Source organism: Streptomyces fructofermentans (assembly GCF_014651055.1).
In the GTDB taxonomy this organism is placed as follows: domain Bacteria; phylum Actinomycetota; class Actinomycetes; order Streptomycetales; family Streptomycetaceae; genus Streptomyces; species Streptomyces fructofermentans.
This window is the reverse complement of record NZ_BMWD01000036.1, coordinates 1-16193: the sequence shown is the minus strand read 5'-3', so window position 1 is coordinate 16193 and position 16193 is coordinate 1. Positions and strand designations below refer to the sequence as shown.

15 protein-coding genes and 1 tRNA gene are annotated in these 16193 nt (G+C 71.9%); 12 read left to right on the top strand and 4 right to left on the bottom strand.

What is annotated here, in order from left to right:
• Nucleotides 1-189: 189 nt before the first annotated feature.
• Nucleotides 190-693, top strand: coding sequence for a YwqJ-related putative deaminase (locus IE265_RS33760; protein WP_229916827.1), 504 nt, complete (start codon nucleotides 190-192; stop codon nucleotides 691-693).
• A gap of 100 nt (nucleotides 694-793) precedes the next feature.
• A complete protein-coding gene (locus IE265_RS33755; RefSeq protein ID WP_190039577.1) occupies nucleotides 794-1288 on the top strand; it encodes an SUKH-3 domain-containing protein in 495 nt (164 codons plus the stop codon).
• A gap of 52 nt (nucleotides 1289-1340) precedes the next feature.
• Here IE265_RS33755 and IE265_RS33750 read toward each other — a convergent pair whose 3' ends face one another.
• Nucleotides 1341-2663: a sensor histidine kinase gene (locus IE265_RS33750; RefSeq protein WP_190039576.1), complete on the bottom strand. Its 1323-nt coding sequence runs from the start codon at nucleotides 2661-2663 to the stop codon at nucleotides 1341-1343.
• Between the two features lie 655 nt (nucleotides 2664-3318).
• Here IE265_RS33750 and IE265_RS33745 point away from each other — a divergent pair.
• From IE265_RS33745 to IE265_RS33720, 6 genes are all read left to right on the top strand, one after another.
• A tRNA-Gln gene (locus IE265_RS33745) sits at nucleotides 3319-3390 on the top strand.
• A 119-nt stretch (nucleotides 3391-3509) separates the two neighbouring features.
• Nucleotides 3510-4958 carry a bifunctional UDP-N-acetylglucosamine diphosphorylase/glucosamine-1-phosphate N-acetyltransferase GlmU gene (gene glmU, locus IE265_RS33740; protein WP_190039575.1) on the top strand — a complete coding sequence of 483 codons (1449 nt, stop codon included), beginning with the start codon at nucleotides 3510-3512 and terminating at the stop codon, nucleotides 4956-4958.
• Between the two features lie 121 nt (nucleotides 4959-5079).
• Nucleotides 5080-6054 carry a ribose-phosphate diphosphokinase gene (locus IE265_RS33735; protein WP_190039574.1) on the top strand — a complete coding sequence of 325 codons (975 nt, stop codon included), beginning with the start codon at nucleotides 5080-5082 and terminating at the stop codon, nucleotides 6052-6054.
• 182 nt (nucleotides 6055-6236) lie between these two features.
• Nucleotides 6237-6821, top strand: a complete 585-nt coding sequence (locus tag IE265_RS33730) for a 50S ribosomal protein L25/general stress protein Ctc (RefSeq protein WP_190039573.1) — start codon at nucleotides 6237-6239, stop codon at nucleotides 6819-6821.
• 94 nt (nucleotides 6822-6915) lie between these two features.
• Entirely contained in the window at nucleotides 6916-7512 is a 597-nt protein-coding gene (gene pth, locus IE265_RS33725; protein ID WP_190039572.1) for an aminoacyl-tRNA hydrolase, read from the top strand.
• Between the two features lie 116 nt (nucleotides 7513-7628).
• Nucleotides 7629-8114, top strand: a complete 486-nt coding sequence (locus tag IE265_RS33720; protein ID WP_190039571.1) for a hypothetical protein — start codon at nucleotides 7629-7631, stop codon at nucleotides 8112-8114.
• A gap of 124 nt (nucleotides 8115-8238) precedes the next feature.
• Here the strand turns inward: IE265_RS33720 and ppc are convergent, their stop codons facing one another.
• Nucleotides 8239-10980 (bottom strand): phosphoenolpyruvate carboxylase, encoded by a 2742-nt coding sequence (gene ppc / locus IE265_RS33715; RefSeq protein ID WP_190039570.1) that lies wholly within the window; start codon nucleotides 10978-10980, stop codon nucleotides 8239-8241.
• Between the two features lie 297 nt (nucleotides 10981-11277).
• Between ppc and IE265_RS33710 the strand changes: the two genes are divergently transcribed.
• Together IE265_RS33710 and IE265_RS33705 are read left to right on the top strand one after the other, a co-directional pair.
• A complete protein-coding gene (locus tag IE265_RS33710) occupies nucleotides 11278-12288 on the top strand; it encodes an acyl-CoA desaturase (protein WP_190039569.1) in 1011 nt (336 codons plus the stop codon).
• The gene (locus IE265_RS33705) at nucleotides 12285-12956 is read left to right on the top strand and encodes a TetR/AcrR family transcriptional regulator (RefSeq protein WP_190039568.1); all 672 of its coding nucleotides are present in this window, start codon (nucleotides 12285-12287) and stop codon (nucleotides 12954-12956) included. Before IE265_RS33710 ends, IE265_RS33705 begins: the two co-directional genes overlap by 4 nt.
• A gap of 220 nt (nucleotides 12957-13176) precedes the next feature.
• Here IE265_RS33705 and IE265_RS33700 read toward each other — a convergent pair whose 3' ends face one another.
• On the bottom strand, nucleotides 13177-13995 hold the full coding sequence (locus IE265_RS33700; RefSeq protein ID WP_190039567.1) for a trans-aconitate 2-methyltransferase: 819 nt from the start codon (nucleotides 13993-13995) through the stop codon (nucleotides 13177-13179).
• A 128-nt stretch (nucleotides 13996-14123) separates the two neighbouring features.
• Between IE265_RS33700 and IE265_RS33695 the strand changes: the two genes are divergently transcribed.
• Nucleotides 14124-14621 carry a MarR family winged helix-turn-helix transcriptional regulator gene (locus tag IE265_RS33695; RefSeq protein WP_190039566.1) on the top strand — a complete coding sequence of 166 codons (498 nt, stop codon included), beginning with the start codon at nucleotides 14124-14126 and terminating at the stop codon, nucleotides 14619-14621.
• On the opposite strand, the gene IE265_RS33690 is transcribed toward IE265_RS33695, so the two are convergent.
• On the bottom strand, nucleotides 14580-15347 hold the full coding sequence (locus tag IE265_RS33690) for a LuxR C-terminal-related transcriptional regulator (protein ID WP_190039565.1): 768 nt from the start codon (nucleotides 15345-15347) through the stop codon (nucleotides 14580-14582). The two genes, IE265_RS33695 and IE265_RS33690, sit on opposite strands and share 42 nt — an antisense overlap.
• A 270-nt stretch (nucleotides 15348-15617) precedes the next feature.
• Between IE265_RS33690 and IE265_RS33685 the strand changes: the two genes are divergently transcribed.
• Complete coding sequence (locus tag IE265_RS33685; protein ID WP_229916825.1) at nucleotides 15618-16061, top strand: GNAT family N-acetyltransferase; 444 nt, start codon at nucleotides 15618-15620, stop codon at nucleotides 16059-16061.
• Nucleotides 16062-16193 lie beyond the last annotated feature (132 nt).

The window sequence follows — 16193 nt, the reverse complement described above, 5'->3', positions numbered from 1 at the left end:
CGACACGGGTCACCGGGCCTCCGGTTCCGCACCCGCCGGGCGGGCTCCGGTTCCGTGACCTGCCGTCATCACGCCGTGACCGTGCGACGAGGACCACGCGTGTCGCGCCGCCCCAGCTTCCGCACCCGCCACGGAGTTTGGCAGTCTGTCGGAGCACCGGGGGATGCGGTAAGGGGAGGGAACAGGACATTGAGCGCGACACAGACAGGTACATCGGGGGACCCACGGGTCGGCTGGAGCAGCACCGACGCCGCTCCCGCACCCATGCTTCTGCACCGCCGCGACGGCATACTCCCCACCATCGCCGCCGCCCTCTCCGTACGCGGCACCACCCTCACGGGCACCGCCGGCCGCGCCGACCAGCCGCCGCCGCTGCACCCGCTCGTGAGCGAGTTCCTGGACACCCTCGCGAGCGGCCAGCGCGACCGCTTCACCGGCCGCTGCGCCGAGGCCGTCCTCATCTCCCGCCACCTCGCCGCCGTGGACGCGTCCCGCTCCAAACGTGCGGCCCGCAAGCCCATGACCAACGGCGAGGCCCGCAAGTCCCTCAGACAGGCGAAGCTGACGGCCCGCCGCATCCGTGAGGACGGCGACCCCCTGCACGGCAGCTTCGCGGCCCCCTGCCGCTCCTGCACCGCACTCAGCGACCACTTCGGCGTCCACATCGTGGACCCGACAGCACCGGACGACTGACGGGGCCGACGGGCCTCCCACCACCCACCACCACCGAGGCGCCCCGCGCGCCGTCCGCCGAAGCTCCGACGACGGTCGCAGCAGCACAGACGAAGGACCGATGCACACCGACCGCACCTCCACCACCCGCTTCTCCGTCCCGGTCGACGCCGCGCTGCGTTCCGCCGGATGGCAGCCGGGCCGCTGGGACATAAGGCAGGCCGAGATCTGGGCCGACGCCCTGCGCGGCCACGAGTCCCCCGCCGGCCACCGCCACGCCGTGTTCCCCGCCGCCGTCGAGGCCTGGGCGGAGTTCGGCGGCCTGCACGTCCCCGTCACGGGGCCCGGCCGCCAGCTCGCGCCCTCGCCCCTCGACCTCGACCCGCTGCACGGCCTCCACATGGCGCGGACCCTCGCCGACCTGGGGCGCGCCCTGGACACGGAAGTGGCGCCCCTCGGCGAGGAGTCCGACACCGGGGCCGTCCTCGCCATCGACGCGGAGGGCCGTGTCTACGCCCTCGACCACACCGGCGACTGGTACCTCGGCCATGACATCGACCAGGCCCTCGCCACCCTCGTCTCGGGTCTGGAGCCGGCGCGCCTGACGGCCGGCTGAGATCCGCGTCCGGCGGCGGACCGGAGCCGCCCGCCCCACCCGCCGGCCGGGCTCAGCCCACCGCCGGGATGACCGCCGACACCCGGAAGCCGCCCGCGTCCGTGGGACCCGAGACGAACACCCCGCCCAGCCCGACGACCCGCTCCTTCATCCCGAGCAGCCCGTTCCCGCCGCTGGGCAGCCGCACGTCGGACGCGGCCGACACCTCGGGCGGCGGGCCGTTCTCCACCTGCATCGCGATCTCCGCGCCCCGGTGCGCGAGCCGTACCCACGTCTTGGCGCCCGCCGCGTGCTTGTGGACGTTCGTCAGAGCCTCCTGCACCACGCGGTAGGCGGTCTGCTCCACCGCGGCCGCGTACCCCCGCTGGGTCCCCTCCACGGAGAGGTCGACGGCCATCCCGGCCGCCGCGGACTGGCCCACCAGCTCACCGAGGTCGGCGAGACAGGGACCCTCCCCCGCCTCGTCGTCCACGGCCCGGGACGCCGCCGCTGCCGCCGCCGCCCCCACCGCGGCCAACGGCACGGCCTCCAGACGCGCCGCGGGCACCCCCGCGCCCTCGCCCGTGCGCAGAACGCCCAGCATCTCCCGCAGTTCGGTCAGCGCCTGCCGCCCCATGTCCCCGACGAGCGACGCGTTCTTCACCGCCTTCTCGGGATCCTTGCGGGCCACCGCCTGGAGCGCCGCCGCGTGCACGACCATCAGGCTCACCCGGTGCGCGACGACGTCGTGCATCTCCCGCGCGATCCGGGTCCGCTCCTCGTTGCGCGCCCACTCCGCCCGCTCCTCGGCCCGTTCGGCCAGCAGCTGCAGCTCCCGTTCGAGGGAGTCCGCCCGCTCCCGCAGGCTCTCCATCAGCCTGCGCCGCGCACCCACGTACAGCCCGAGCAGCACCGGCGGAGCGGTCATCCCGAGGGATGTCGTGATCGACAGGAACGGCACGAACCAGTCGCCCATCGGTACGTCCCCGCGCACCATCCCCTGGTGCGCGCGCACGTACGTGACGATCAGCATCCCGAGCATCGACATGCCCGCGAGCGCCCCGATGATCCGCCGGGGCAGCTCGGACGCGGCGAGCGTGTACAGCCCGACGAGCCCCATCAGGAACCCCATCTGGGCCGGCGTGATCGCGATCGAAACCAGGACGACGGCTATCGGCCACCGGCGCCGGATCAGCAGGACGGAGCCTGCCACGGCCCCGAACACCATGCCCGCGGGGACCGGCACCCCCGCGGCCTCCGCGAACGGGAGCCCCTCCACCGCGCACTCCACCGCGGACACGAGCGCGAGGCCCCCGTCGAGCACCGCACTGCGCCACCTCGCCCACCACCACGGCCCGGTCAAGGTCGCGGTGCGCTCTTCCCCCGTCGTGGTCATGCCTCCAGCCTACGGTCGCCCCCCGCCCCTTTTCCGGTGAGTTTCGCGTACTGGCCTACACCACCGGGCGCAATCGAACAGACGCGAAACCGACCGGAATCCCTCGAACTGCCGAATCGCACGCCGTTCGATCGCGGACGCTTGTATTCCGCCTGGGCGACGGGCACATGGCGTCCGCGCCCGGCGCCTCCGCGGAGCACCGGAACCTCCGGCGACGGGTGCTCCCCACACGGCGGGGACGCCCGCTCCCGGCGGATCGGGACGAGACGAAGGTCACCCGCCGCCGCCTCCCGCACCGGCCGGCGGAGGCGCGGCCGCCACCCGCGCGGACCATGCGGACCGGACGGCCCTGCGGGCCCGCCGCCTCCGGCACCCGGACCCGCACGACGCGGCGCCGGGAGCCGCCCGTACGACCGCACCCGGGTCGGACCGCTCCCCGGGGCGCTCCGGTCCGCCGGCGCAGGCGCCGACCCGGCCCGCCTCCCACCGCGACCCGGCCCCGCCCGGAACGGCGCCCGACCGTCCGGTGCCGCTTCGGGCGGCCCGCGTCCACCGGGGCTCGGATCCGTACCGTCGCGTGGAAGGCGCTTGGTACGGCATAGTGTTGGCAGCCGATTCGGCGATCCGACCGGGCGTCCGGTCCGATCGACTTCGATCCCCCGTGGTGTAATTGGCAGCACTGTGGCTTTTGGTGCCATCTGTCCGGGTTCGAGTCCTGGCGGGGGAGCATTGCACGATCCGGGCCCTGACAGCACTGTCAGGGCCCACTCTCATGTCGCTCCTGAAACGCCCCGGTATCCTGCGGATGTCCACCCCCCAGCCAACCAGTAGCCGAAGGGCACATCCGTGAGCGCCAACCGCCCGGCCGCCGTCGTCGTTCTCGCAGCGGGTGAGGGCACCCGTATGAAATCGGCCACACCCAAGGTCCTGCACGACATCTGTGGCCGTTCCCTCGTCGGACATGTACTCGCCGCAGCGCGCGAGTTGGAGCCGGAGCACCTGGTCGTGGTCGTGGGTCACGCCCGCGAGCAGGTCACCGCGCACCTCGCGGAGACGGCCCCGGGCGTACGGACGGCCGTCCAGGCCGAGCAGAACGGCACGGGCCACGCCGTGCGGATGGCCCTGGAGGAGCTGGGCGGGGTCGTCGACGGCACGGTCGTCGTCGTGTGCGGCGACACCCCCCTCCTCGGCGGCGCGACCCTGCGCTCCCTCGCGGCCACCCACTCCGGCGACGGCAACGCCGTCACCGTGCTGACCGCCGAGGTCCCGGACGCCACCGGCTACGGCCGCATCGTCCGCGACGACGTCTCCGGCGCGGTCACCGCGATCGTGGAGCACAAGGACGCCTCGGAGTCCCAGCGCGCGATCCGCGAGATCAACTCCGGTGTCTTCGCCTTCGACGGGCAGCTCCTCGCGGACGCCCTCGGCAAGGTCCGCACGGACAACAGCCAGGGCGAGGAGTACCTGACGGACGTGCTGGGCATCCTGCGCGAGGCCGGCCACCGGGTCGGCGCCTGCGTCGCGGGCGACCACCGCGAGATCGCCGGCATCAACAACCGCGTACAGCTCGCGGAGGCCCGCCGCAGCCTCAACGACCGGCTGCTGGAGCGGGCCATGCTCGCCGGCGTGACCGTCGTCGATCCGGCCACGACGTGGGTCGACGTGGCCGTCACCTTCGAGCAGGACGCGGTCGTGCACCCGGGGACGCAGCTCCAGGGCGCCACGCACCTGGGCGAGGGCTGCGAGGTCGGCCCCAACTCCCGGCTCAGGGACACGGCCGTGGGCGCGGGCGCCCGGGTGGACAACACGGTCGCCGACGGCGCCGAGGTCGGCGAGCGGGCGAGCGTGGGTCCGTACGCGTATCTCCGGCCCGGCACCCGCCTCGGGATGAAGGCCAAGGTGGGTACGTACGTGGAGACGAAGAACGCCGTGATCGGCGAGGGCACGAAGGTCCCGCACCTGTCGTACGTGGGTGACGCGACGATCGGCGACCACACCAACATCGGCGCCGCGAGCGTCTTCGTGAACTACGACGGCGAGGCCAAGCACCACACGACGGTGGGCTCGCACTGCAAGACCGGTTCGGACAACATGTTTGTGGCACCTGTCACGGTCGGGGACGGCGCGTACACCGCCGCCGGCTCCGTGATCACGAAGGACGTACCGCCCGGTTCGCTGGCCGTGGCCCGCGGCCAGCAGCGGAATATCGAGGGTTGGGTGGCCCGCAAGCGGCCCGGGAGCGCCGCCGCGAAGGCCGCGGAGACCGCCACCCGGGAGGCGGACGGCGAAAGCTGACCGGAAAGCGGCACGTCGGACACGGCGTACCGTGATAGATGCACACCCGCACATCCAGCTGAGACCGCATCCGAGACCACCTCTCACCATCCAGCTGAGACACCTCTGAGGAGACAGTGCTGTGACCGGGATCAAGACGACCGGCGAGAAGAAGATGATGTTCTTCTCCGGCCGCGCCCACCCCGAGCTTGCCGAGGAGGTCGCCCACCAGCTGGGTGTCGGGGTCGTCCCGACGAAGGCCTTCGACTTCGCGAACGGCGAGATCTACGTCCGCTACGAGGAGTCGGCGCGAGGCGCCGACTGCTTCCTGATCCAGAGCCACACCGCGCCGATCAACAAGTGGATCATGGAACAGCTGATCATGATCGACGCTCTGAAGCGGGCTTCCGCCCGGAGCATCACCGTGATCGTGCCGTTCTACGGCTACGCCCGTCAGGACAAGAAGCACCGCGGCCGCGAGCCGATCTCGGCCCGCCTGATCGCCGACATGATGAAGACGGCCGGTGCGGACCGCCTGCTCACGGTCGACCTGCACACCGACCAGATCCAGGGCTTCTTCGACGGCCCGGTGGACCACCTGTTCGCGCTGCCGATCCTGGCGGACTACGTGGGCGCGAAGGTCGACCGCTCCAAGCTGACGGTCGTCTCCCCGGACGCGGGCCGCGTGCGGGTCGCCGACCGCTGGTGCGACCGTCTGGGCGCGCCGCTGGCGATCGTGCACAAGCGCCGCGACAAGGACGTCGCCAACCAGGTCACCGTGCACGAGGTCGTCGGTGACGTGAAGGGCCGCGTGTGCGTCCTGGTGGACGACATGATCGACACCGGTGGCACGATCTGCGCCGCGGCGGACGCGCTGTTCGCGCACGGCGCGGAGGACGTCATCGTGACGGCGACGCACGGAGTGCTGTCGGGTCCGGCGGCGGACCGCCTGAAGAACTCGAAGGTCAGCGAGTTCATCTTCACGGACAGCCTGCCGACGCCGGGCGAGCTGGAGCTCGACAAGATCACGGTGCTGTCGATCGCGCCGACCATCGCGAGCGCGGTGCGTGAGGTCTTCGAGGACGGTTCGGTGACGAGCCTGTTCGAGGAGCAGTAGGCCCGGTCCGCCGGTCGCCTAGATCGATTTCTTGTACGGCCTCCCCGCCCGTAAGCTGTCACAGTTGCTCGGCGAGGGAGGCCGCACTCTTTGGTGCGGCTGTCCGTTATCGACGCGCTCTTCGTAGCAGGCCGACGGTGTGGCCGGGTGACTCTCATACCCCTGTACTACGAGGAGTGATCATGTCCGAGGTCAAGCTCGCCGCCGAGTCCCGCACCGAGTTCGGCAAGGGTGCCTCGCGTCGCATCCGCCGCGCGAGCAAGGTCCCCGCGGTCGTCTACGGCCACGGCACCGAGCCGGTCCACATCACGCTGCCGGGCCACGAGCTCCAGCTCGCCCTGCGTACCCCGAACGTCCTGCTCACGCTGGACATCGAGGGCAAGACCGAGCTGGCGATCCCGAAGGCCGTCCAGCGCGACGCCATCAAGGGCTTCCTCGAGCACGTCGACCTGCTCCTCGTGAAGCGCGGCGAGAAGGTCACCGTCGAGGTCTTCGTGCAGACCGAGGGCGAGCTGGCCCCGGGCAGCTTCCTCCTGGAGCACGTGCTGAACACGCTGACGGTCGAGGCCGAGGCCACGCACATCCCGGAGTCGGTCACCGTCTCCATCCAGGGCCTGGAGGCCGGTGCCTCCATCCACGCCAAGGACATCCCGCTGCCCAGCGGCACGACGCTGGCCATCGACGAGGACGCGGTCGTGCTCCAGGTCCTGTCGGCGCAGGCCGAGGAGCCCAGCGACACCGAGGGCGACGAGGCCGCCGAGGCCTGATCCCGCCTCGCATCCACGTGTGCCGGCCGCCGTTCCCCCGGGAGCGGCGGCCGGCGTGCATCCCCCGACGACCCAGGACTTGGGAGACACGGACGTGACCACGGACCCAGGCGCGCCCTGGCTGATCGTGGGGCTCGGCAATCCGGGCCCGGACTACGCCATGAACCGGCACAACGTCGGCTTCATGGTGGCCGACCTGCTGGCCGGGCGGATCGGCGGGAAGTTCAAGCGGGCGGGCAAGGCGCAGGCCCAGGTGATCGAGGGGCGCATCGGTCCGCCGGGTCCGGCGAACCGCCGGGTGATCCTGGCGAAGCCGATGTCCTACATGAACCTCTCGGGTGGTCCGGTCACCGCGCTGCGGGACTTCTACAAGGTGCCGACGGGCAACATCGTCGCGGTCCACGACGAGCTGGACATCGACCACGGTGTGCTGCGGCTGAAGCTGGGCGGCGGCGACAACGGGCACAACGGCCTGAAGTCGATGACGAAGGCGATGGGCGCGGACTACCACCGCGTGCGGTTCGGGATCGGCCGTCCGCCGGGGCGCATGCAGGTCGCGGACTTCGTACTGAAGGACTTCTCCGGCGCTGAGCGCAAGGAGCTGGACTACTTCGTGGACCGGGCGGCGGACGCGGTGGAGTGTCTGGTCATCGAGGGCCTGGAGCGGGCCCAGTCGACGTACAACTCCTGATCGGGGGCCCGCTGGACGGGCGGGCGCGCGTTCGGCCGCCGAAAGGTCCGTACAACGCGGTACTTGTCCCCCACCGGAGTTGACCGAACGCAGGGCCATGGCCAAGGATCGCCGCCATGCCTGCCCACGCCTCCCGCCGGAACACCTCCACGGTGCTGCGGTTCGGGCAGTTCGCGGCCCTGGGGACGGTCGCGGCGCTGATCCTGATCGCCGGCGTGTGGGCCTCCTGGGGCACTGCCCAGCACGTGATGCTGACCAAGGGCCGCGAGCGCGGCACGATGACGGTGACGCGTTGCGCGGACGACCGGTGCACGGGCCCCTACCGGCCCACCTCGGAGGGGTCGACCCCGCGGGCCCGGGTCGTGCTCGACGGCGCCGTCACCGTGGAGAAGGGCCGTACCTACACGGTCGCCGTGAAGCCGGGCAGCGACGACGTGGTCCGTACGGGCGCGGGCGGGCTGCTGTACGCGTGGGTGCCGCTGGGCGGGGCGCTGCTGCTCGCCTCGATGGTGGTCGCGGGCGGACTGCGCCTGACGCGGCTCGCGTGGATCCTGGGCGGCACGGGACTTGCGATGGTCACGGCGGCCTTCCTGGCCCTGTGAGCCACGCGCTCCCCATGAAGCCCCGACAACCCGAGCAACCCGGACGGCCCGAACAACGCGGACGGCCCGACGCACCGGTGCCCCCGTACGGTCCGTACGGGGGCACCGGTGCGTTCCGCGGGCGTCAGCCGGTGTTGCGCAGACCGGCCGCGACGCCGTTCACCGTCAGGAGCAGGGCCCGCGCGAGCAGCGGGTCCGGCTCGGCCCCGGTGGCGGCCGCCTCGCGCTGCCGCTTGAGCAGGGCGACCTGGAGGTACGAGATCGGGTCCAGGTAGGCGTCCCGGATGGAGAAGGTCTGCTGGAGCACCGGGTGGGTGTCCAGGAGCCGCTCCCCGCCGGTGATGCGCAGGACCTCGCGGACCGTCAGCTCGTGCTCAGCCTCGATCGTGGTGAAGACGTGCTTCAGCTCGTCCGGGACGAGGGTGTCGACGTAGTGGCGGGCGATCCGCAGGTCCGTCTTGGCGAGGGTCATCTCGACGTTGGACAGGAAGTTGCGGAAGAAGTGCCACTGCTCGTGCATCTCGTCGAGCACCGTGTCCAGGCCGGCCTCGCGCAGCGCCTTGAGGCCGGAGCCGACGCCGAACCAGCCGGGCACGATCTGCCGGGACTGGGTCCAGCCGAAGACCCACGGGATGGCGCGCAGTCCGTCGAGCGAGACGCCCGAGCCGGGGCGGCGGGAGGGCCGCGAGCCCAGGTGCAGGTCGGCGAGCTGGTCGACCGGCGTGGAGGCGAGGAAGTACGTCGGCAGGTCCGGGTCCTCGACGAGCCGGCGGTAGGCGGAGTGGGCGGCGTCGGAGACGACGTCCATCGCCGCGTCCCAGCGGGCCAGCGCCTCGTCGGACTGGCGGGGCGCGGTGTGCAGGGCGGACGCCTGGAGGGTGGCGGCGACCGTCAGCTCCAGGTTCTCGCGGGCGAGCGAGGGGACGAGGTACTTGTCGGAGATGACCTCGCCCTGCTCGGTCACCTTGATCTCGCCCTCCAGGGTGCCCCAGGGCTGGGCGAGGATCGCGTCGTGCGAGGGGCCGCCGCCGCGCCCGACGGTGCCGCCGCGGCCGTGGAACAGCCGCAGCCGCACGCCGTACCGGTGGGCGACGTCGCGCAGCCTGCGCTGGGCGCGGTGGATCTCCCACTGGGAGGTGGTGATGCCGCCGAACTTGGAGGAGTCGGAGTAGCCGAGCATGACCTCCTGGACGTCCCCGCGCAGCGCCACGAGACGGCGGTAGGAGGGATCGGAGAGCATGTCCTCGAGGATGGTGTCCGCGGCCTTGAGCTCGTCGGTGGTCTCCAGGAGCGGCACGATGCCGATCTTCGCCCAGCCGGCGTGCAGGTCGAGGAGTCCCGCCTCACGGGCGAGGACGGCGGCGGCGAACACGTCGTCGGCGCCCTGGCACATCGAGATGATGTACGACTCGATGACCTCGGGCCCGAAGATCTTCAGGGCCTTCTTGATGGTCTCGAAGACGCCGAGGGTCTTCTGGCCGTCGGCGTCCAGCGGCGCGGGGGTGGGTCCGAGCGGGCGGCGGGAGCGCAACTCCTTGGCGAGGAGCTTGGCGCGGTAGTCGCGCGGCATGTCCGCGTAGCGCCAGGACTCCTCGCCGAGTCGGTCGAAGAGCTGGCCGAGCGCGTGGTGGTGGGCGTCCGCGTGCTCGCGTACGTCCATCGTGGCGAGCTGGAGGCCGAAGGCGGCGAGCGTGCGGATCGTGCGGTTCATGCGGCCGTCGGCGATGAGGCCGCCGCGGTGCTCGCGCAGCGAGGTCTGGATGAGGGTCAGGTCGTGGAGGAGTTCCGCGGTGCCGAGGTAGTCGCGGCCGCTCTCGTGCGGGGTGCCCTTGGCGAGGCGCTGCTTGGTGTTCTCCAGCTTCTGCCGGATGCAGGTCGCCTTGAGCCGGTAGGGCTCCTCGGCGTTGAGGCGCTTGTAGCGGGGGCTGATCTCGGGGAGCCGCTCCAGGTCCGTCTGGAGCGAGGAGAGCAGTTCCTCGGTGGCCCCGGTGTAGCGGATGGAGTTCGACAGGAAGCCGCGGAGTTCGTCGATCAGTTCCAGCGCGTCGTTGATGCCGTGCTCGTGCTGGAGGATCAGGACGTCCCAGGTGACCTGGGGAGTGACGTTCGGGTTGCCGTCCCGGTCGCCGCCGATCCAGGTGCCGAAGGTGAGGGGGCGGGTCTCCTCGGGGAGCTCGACGCCGACGCGCTCCAGTTCGGCGGTGAGGTCCTCCAGGACGTCGCCGACCGCGCCCGCGTGCAGCTCGTCCAGGTAGTAGATGGCGTTGCGGGCCTCGTCGGCGGGCTCGGGGCGCACCACGCGCAGCTCGTCCGTCTGCCACACGAGGTCGATGTTCTCGGCCAGTCGGGTGTCGTACCGGCGCCGGTCGGCCTCGATGACCGGCGTCTCCAGCAGGGCGGCGATGCGGCGGAGCTTGTTGAGCACCGAGCGCCTGGCCGCCTCCGTGGGGTGGGCCGTGAAGACGGGGCGGACGTTGAGGTGCTGGACGGTCGCCCGCAGGTGCTCGGGGTCGGCGTCCTTCAGGCGGTCCGCCGTCCGGGCGAGGAGGCTGCCCTCGGCGGCGCGCTTGGCCCGCAGCTCGCGGCCGCGGTGCACCTGCTCGGTGACGTTGGCCAGGTGGAAGTAGGTGGAGAAGGCGCGGACCAGCTTGGCCGCGGTGTCCAGTTCGGTGCCGCGCAGCAGCTCGGCGGCGGCTTCGCCGTCCTCTCGGGTGAGGCGGCGGACCTTCTCGACCAGTTCGAGGAGTTCGGGGCCCTCCTGGCGTACGAGGGTCTCGCCCAGCAGATCGCCAAGGCGGCGGATGTCGGCGCGCAGCTCACTGCTGGTCGAGGTGGTGCTCGTAGTCAGGTCGTCGGCACTGCTCACAGGTGCGGCTCCTTGCAGTGTTGAAGCTCGTCTGGAGGGGAACCCGTCGGCCCGAGCAGCGGGCGCCGCCGCATAGGGCCTGGGCATCCGGGAAGAAAACAGAGCGGACCGCGCTGTCCGACCGACACCAGGATAGGTGTCCGTCGGAAGGTGCAGTCTCACGGGCTCTTGCCGCAGGGCGCCGCGCTGCCATACTTACGACGCCGTAGGTTACGGAGCCGTAGGCACCGTTTCCGGAAAACCGTGGGCACGGTTACCGGCCATCCTCTCCACCCTCGACCCCACAGGGGACGCCCCATGACCACGAGTTCCGATGTGATCGATGACGCTCCGGAGGCGGACGGCGACACCCCGCTACCCTCCGCCACGCTGGGCGGCGAGCGGAAACGCTCGATCGAGCAGATCACCCTGCTCCTCTTCATCACCGTCCCCTTCCTGGCCGTCCTCGCGGCGGTGCCGCTGGCCTGGGGCTGGGGCGTGAGCTGGCTCGACCTCGGCCTGCTGGTCTTCTTCTACTACCTGGGCTGCCACGGCATCACGATCGGCTTCCACCGCTACTTCACGCACGGCTCCTTCAAGGCGAAGCGGCCGCTGCGCATCGCGCTGGCGATCGCCGGCTCGATGGCGGTGGAGGGACCGCTGGTCCGCTGGGTCGCCGACCACCGCAAGCACCACAAGTTCTCCGACGCCGAGGGCGACCCGCATTCGCCGTGGCGCTTCGGCGAGACGGTCCCGGCCCTGATGAAGGGCCTGTGGTGGGCGCACATCGGCTGGATGTTCGACGAGGAGCAGACGCCTCAGGAGAAGTACGCGCCGGACCTGATCAAGGACAGCGCGCTGCGGACGATCTCCCGCCAGTTCCTCCTCTGGGCCGGTCTGTCCCTCGCCCTGCCGGCGCTGATCGGCGGCCTGGTGACGATGTCCTGGTGGGGCGCGTTCACGGGCTTCTTCTGGGGCTCGCTCGTGCGGGTGGCCCTGCTGCACCACGTGACCTGGTCGATCAACTCGATCTGCCACGCGGTGGGCAAGCGCCCGTTCAAGTCGCGTGACCGCTCGGGCAACGTGTGGTGGCTGGCCGTGCTGTCCTGCGGCGAGTCCTGGCACAACCTGCACCACGCGGAGCCGACGTCGGCGCGGCACGGAGTGGAGCGCTGGCAGGTGGACTCCTCCGCCCGCCTCATCCGCTGGTTCGAGAAGTTCGGCTGGGCGTACGACGTGCGCTGGCCGTCACGCTCGCGTATCGATTCCCGTCGGATCAAGGCCGGGAAGGACGCCCCACGCGAGGCGGAGACGGCCGAGGCGGCATGATTGACGGCGTGGCCGACTCCAGCACACCCAGCAATGAAAAGCCGCGGCGCGCCCGCCGGACCCGGATGACCGGTGCGGAACGCCGGGCCCAGTTGCTGGAGATCGGCCGCACCCTCTTCGCCGCCAAGGGCTTCGAGGCCACGTCGGTGGAGGAGATCGCGGCGAAGGCCGGTGTCTCCAAGCCGGTGGTGTACGAGCACTTCGGCGGCAAGGAGGGCCTGTACGCGGTCGTCGTCGACCGGGAGATGCGCAGGCTGCTCGACATGGTGACGAGTTCGCTGACCGCGGGGCATCCCCGCGAGCTGTGCGAGCAGGCCGCGTTCGCTCTCCTGGACTACATCGAGGAGTACACGGACGGCTTCCGCATCCTGGTCCGCGACTCCCCGATCCCCCAGTCGACGGGGTCGTTCGCGTCGCTGATCTCGGACATCGCCACCCAGGTGGAGGACATCCTGGGGCGCGAGTTCAAGAACCGCGGCTTCGATCCCAAGCTGGCCCCGCTCTACGCCCAGGCCCTGGTCGGCATGGTCGCCCTGACCGGCCAGTGGTGGCTGGACGTCCGCCGTCCGAAGAAGGCGGAGGTCGCGGCACACCTGGTGAACCTGGCCTGGCACGGCCTGGACGGCCTGGCGGCGAAGCCGCGCCTGATCGGGCACCGCAAGGCCTGAGGCCCACCCCGGGACCCTTCCCGCGGGAGCCGCCCCGTGGGACCCCGTCCCCTGGGACCCGGCCGGCCGCGAGCCGCGACGGGCACGGTCTTCGGGCACCGGGCCCCGCCTGCGCCCCGCCCAGGACACCGGAGCCGCGGGCGCGCGGCGAGTCCCGGGCGGCGCGGCGGACCGGCAGGGTCGAGCGCACCGGACCGGACGCGGTCGAGCCCGGCGGGTGTCAGTCCGGCCTCCTGGCCACGGCGAACAGCCGGCGGAAGGGCAGCACCGTGCCGTGGGGGGCCGCCGGATACGCCTCGCGGAGCAGGTCGCGGTACTCGGCCACGAACGCGTCCCGGGCCCCCGGGTCGTCCGCGAGGGCGGTCAGCACGGGCCGCATCCCCGTCCCCATGGACCAGTCGAGGACCGCGTCCCCGCCGTGCAGGATCTGCATGTACGTGGTCTGCCAGACGTCCACCGAACAGCCCAGTCCGGCCAGCCGTTCGAGGTAGACGAGCGGGTCGTGCACGGAGTCCTCGCGGCGCAGGACCCCCGCGAGGCGTTCCTTCCAGCGTGCGGAGGCGGCCAGCTCGCGCATCAGGGCGTGCAGGGGCGCGTCCGTGTTGTCGGGGACCTGGAAGGCGAAGGTGCCGCCGGGGGCGATGGCGTCGAGCCAGGGCCCGAAGGAGTCCAGATGCCCGGGGACCCACTGGAGCGCCGCGTTCGAGACGATCAGGTCGTACGTCCGCGGGGGCGCCCAGTCCGTCAGGTCCGCCTCGGCGAAGTCCAGCCGGCCGCCGCCCGCCGTGGGCCCCGCGTACGCGGCCGTGCCGGCGAGCATCTCCGGGGAGTTGTCGTAGCCCGTGATGCGAGCCGCCGGCCAGCGCTCGGCGAGCTGGACGGTGACGTTGCCGGGACCGCAGCCGAGGTCCGCGATCCGGGCCGGGCCGCCGGCCGGCGGCCGGACGCGGGCGAGGAGGTCGGCGAACGGGCGGGCGCGGTGCTCCGCGTGGCGCAGGTACTGGCCCGGGTCCCAGGTGGGAGCGGTGGCGGCGGACATGACGAGCGGCCTCCTCGACGTCGGGTCACGTGCGGGCTGTCCCTCCAGCCTCACACCGCACGTATCTCGACGTCAAGAGACTTCACATCAAGAGACTTCATGTCGACACAACCACTACACTGATCGTCATGGAGGACGAGGTCGATCGGCTGGTCGCAGCGTGGCGCCGGGAGCGCCCTGACCTCGACGTGGAACCGCTCGAGGTGCTCAGCAGGGTCAGCAGGCTCGCCCGGCACCTGGACCGGGCCCGCAGGATCGCCTTCACCGAGCACGCCCTGGAACCCTGGGAGTTCGACGTCCTGACCTCGCTCAGGCGTGCGGGAGCCCCCTACCAGCTCTCCCCCGGCCAACTCCTGACCCAGACACTCGTCACCTCGGGCACGATGACCAACCGCATCGACCGGCTGACCAAGAAGGGCCTCGTCGAGCGGCTGCCCGACCCCAGCGACCGCCGGGGCGTGCTGGTACGCCTCACCGAGGAGGGCCGCGACCGCGCCGACCAGGCGCTCGCCGGCCTCCTCGACCAGGAGCGGGCGATCCTCGCCGAACTCAGCAGGGCACAGCGCGGGGAACTGGCCGGGCTGCTACGCCAGTTGACCGCCCCGTTCGACAACATCCCCGGTTAGGTCGACCGGTCCGACCCCTGCCCTGCGTGCCAGCGCGACAGCGGCGAGGGTCGAGTGCACACCGAGCTTGCCCAGCACGTTCTGCATGTGCGTGCGGACGGTGTGCGGGGACAGGAACAGCCGCTCGGCCACGGCCTTCCTGCCGAGCCCGGCGACCATGCACCGCAGGACCTCGCGCTCGCGCGGGGTGAGCGACTCGACGAGCCGCTCGCTCTCGGTGCGGTGCTTGCGCGCGGCGGTCAACTCCCGCAGCACGCCGGTGAGCAGGGCGGGGGGCAGATGGGTCTCGTCGCGCAGTACGCCCCTGATGACGGTCAGCAGCCGGGACAGCGAACAGTCCTTGGCGACCCAGCCGGAGGCGCCGGCCTGGAGGGCGAGTGCCGCCCGCCGTGAGTCGTCCTTCTCGGCCAGCACCACCGTACGGACGCCGGGCTGTCCCGAACGGACGCCCGCGACCAGCGAGATGCCGTCGACCAGGCCTTCCTCGTTGTTGTCGTGCACGGGCACGGCCGGGCGGGCGCCCGGTACGTTGCCGCCCAGATCGGCGTCGACGAGCAGGACGTCGAATCTGCGGCCCTCGGCGGCCGCCCGCTCCAACGAGCGCAGCGCGGCCGGGCCGCTGCCCGCCGCGGACACGTCGACGTCGGGTTCCGCCGCCAGGGCGGCCGCGAGCGACTCGGCGAAGATACGGTGGTCGTCGACGACCAGGACACGGATGCGAACCACAGAAACCCCCACTGGTCGGGGGACGGACCGGCGCAGGTACGGCGCCCGGTGTGATCCCGAACCCGCCTGCTGTTCGGAAATCGGGGTGCCGCAGCCGCACGGCCGCCGCCGTGCTGGAACTGCTACCCCCACTCCGGGCGTCGTACCCGACTGTCTCGCCCCCTGATCAGCACCGGCCCCCACCGGTGCTGCTCATCAGAGTACGGCTGGGGGCCGGGAGCGGAAGGTGATTTGCAGAACTGATTGCCGGGCCCGTTTATGGTGAGCCGTATGTTTCGTATCGAGACAGAAGTCGACAAGGAGCGCGGCCAATTGCTGCGTTCGCGGCTGCGGGCGGCAAACACGGCGGCCTCACCGGTGCTGCGTTCACTGCGCGGAACTCCGGGCGAACGGGAAGTCCCGCTCCACGTATGGGCGTTGGACGACTCCGGTGACCTCGCGGGCGGACTGGTCGGGCACACCTGGGCGAGCTGGCTGCACGTGGCCCTGCTCTGGGTGGCGGACCCGCACCGCGGTTCCGGACTCGGCTCGCACCTCCTGTCCCGGGCGGAGCACCTGGCCCGCGCGGAGCACGGCTGCCTGCACGCGCGGCTGGAGACCTGGGACTTCCAGGCGCCCGACTTCTACCGGAAGCAGGGCTACGAGGTGGTGTGCGTGATCCCCGGCTATCCGCCGGGGATCACGGAGTACACGCTGACGAAGCGGCTCGGCTGACACACCGGCCCCTCCGGGCGGACAGACCCGACCGGGCCGCCACGGGCCCGCCGACGACGGCGGCCGGGTCGCGGGCGGCCGGGTCGCGGGCGGCCGTCCCGCGGGCGGCCGGGTCGCGGGCGGCCGTCCCGC

Coding starts and splice junctions, on each gene's coding strand:
- IE265_RS33695 (WP_190039566.1), top strand. CDS start 14,124: ATGGAGGACGAGGTCGATCGGCTGGTCGCAGCGTGGCGCCGGGAGCGC.
- IE265_RS33755 (WP_190039577.1), top strand. CDS start 794: ATGCACACCGACCGCACCTCCACCACCCGCTTCTCCGTCCCGGTCGAC.
- IE265_RS33720 (WP_190039571.1), top strand. CDS start 7,629: ATGCCTGCCCACGCCTCCCGCCGGAACACCTCCACGGTGCTGCGGTTC.
- IE265_RS33710 (WP_190039569.1), top strand. CDS start 11,278: ATGACCACGAGTTCCGATGTGATCGATGACGCTCCGGAGGCGGACGGC.
- IE265_RS33730 (WP_190039573.1), top strand. CDS start 6,237: ATGTCCGAGGTCAAGCTCGCCGCCGAGTCCCGCACCGAGTTCGGCAAG.
- IE265_RS33700 (WP_190039567.1), bottom strand. CDS start 13,995: ATGTCCGCCGCCACCGCTCCCACCTGGGACCCGGGCCAGTACCTGCGC.
- IE265_RS33705 (WP_190039568.1), top strand. CDS start 12,285: ATGATTGACGGCGTGGCCGACTCCAGCACACCCAGCAATGAAAAGCCG.
- IE265_RS33685 (WP_229916825.1), top strand. CDS start 15,618: ATGTTTCGTATCGAGACAGAAGTCGACAAGGAGCGCGGCCAATTGCTG.
- IE265_RS33750 (WP_190039576.1), bottom strand. CDS start 2,663: ATGACCACGACGGGGGAAGAGCGCACCGCGACCTTGACCGGGCCGTGG.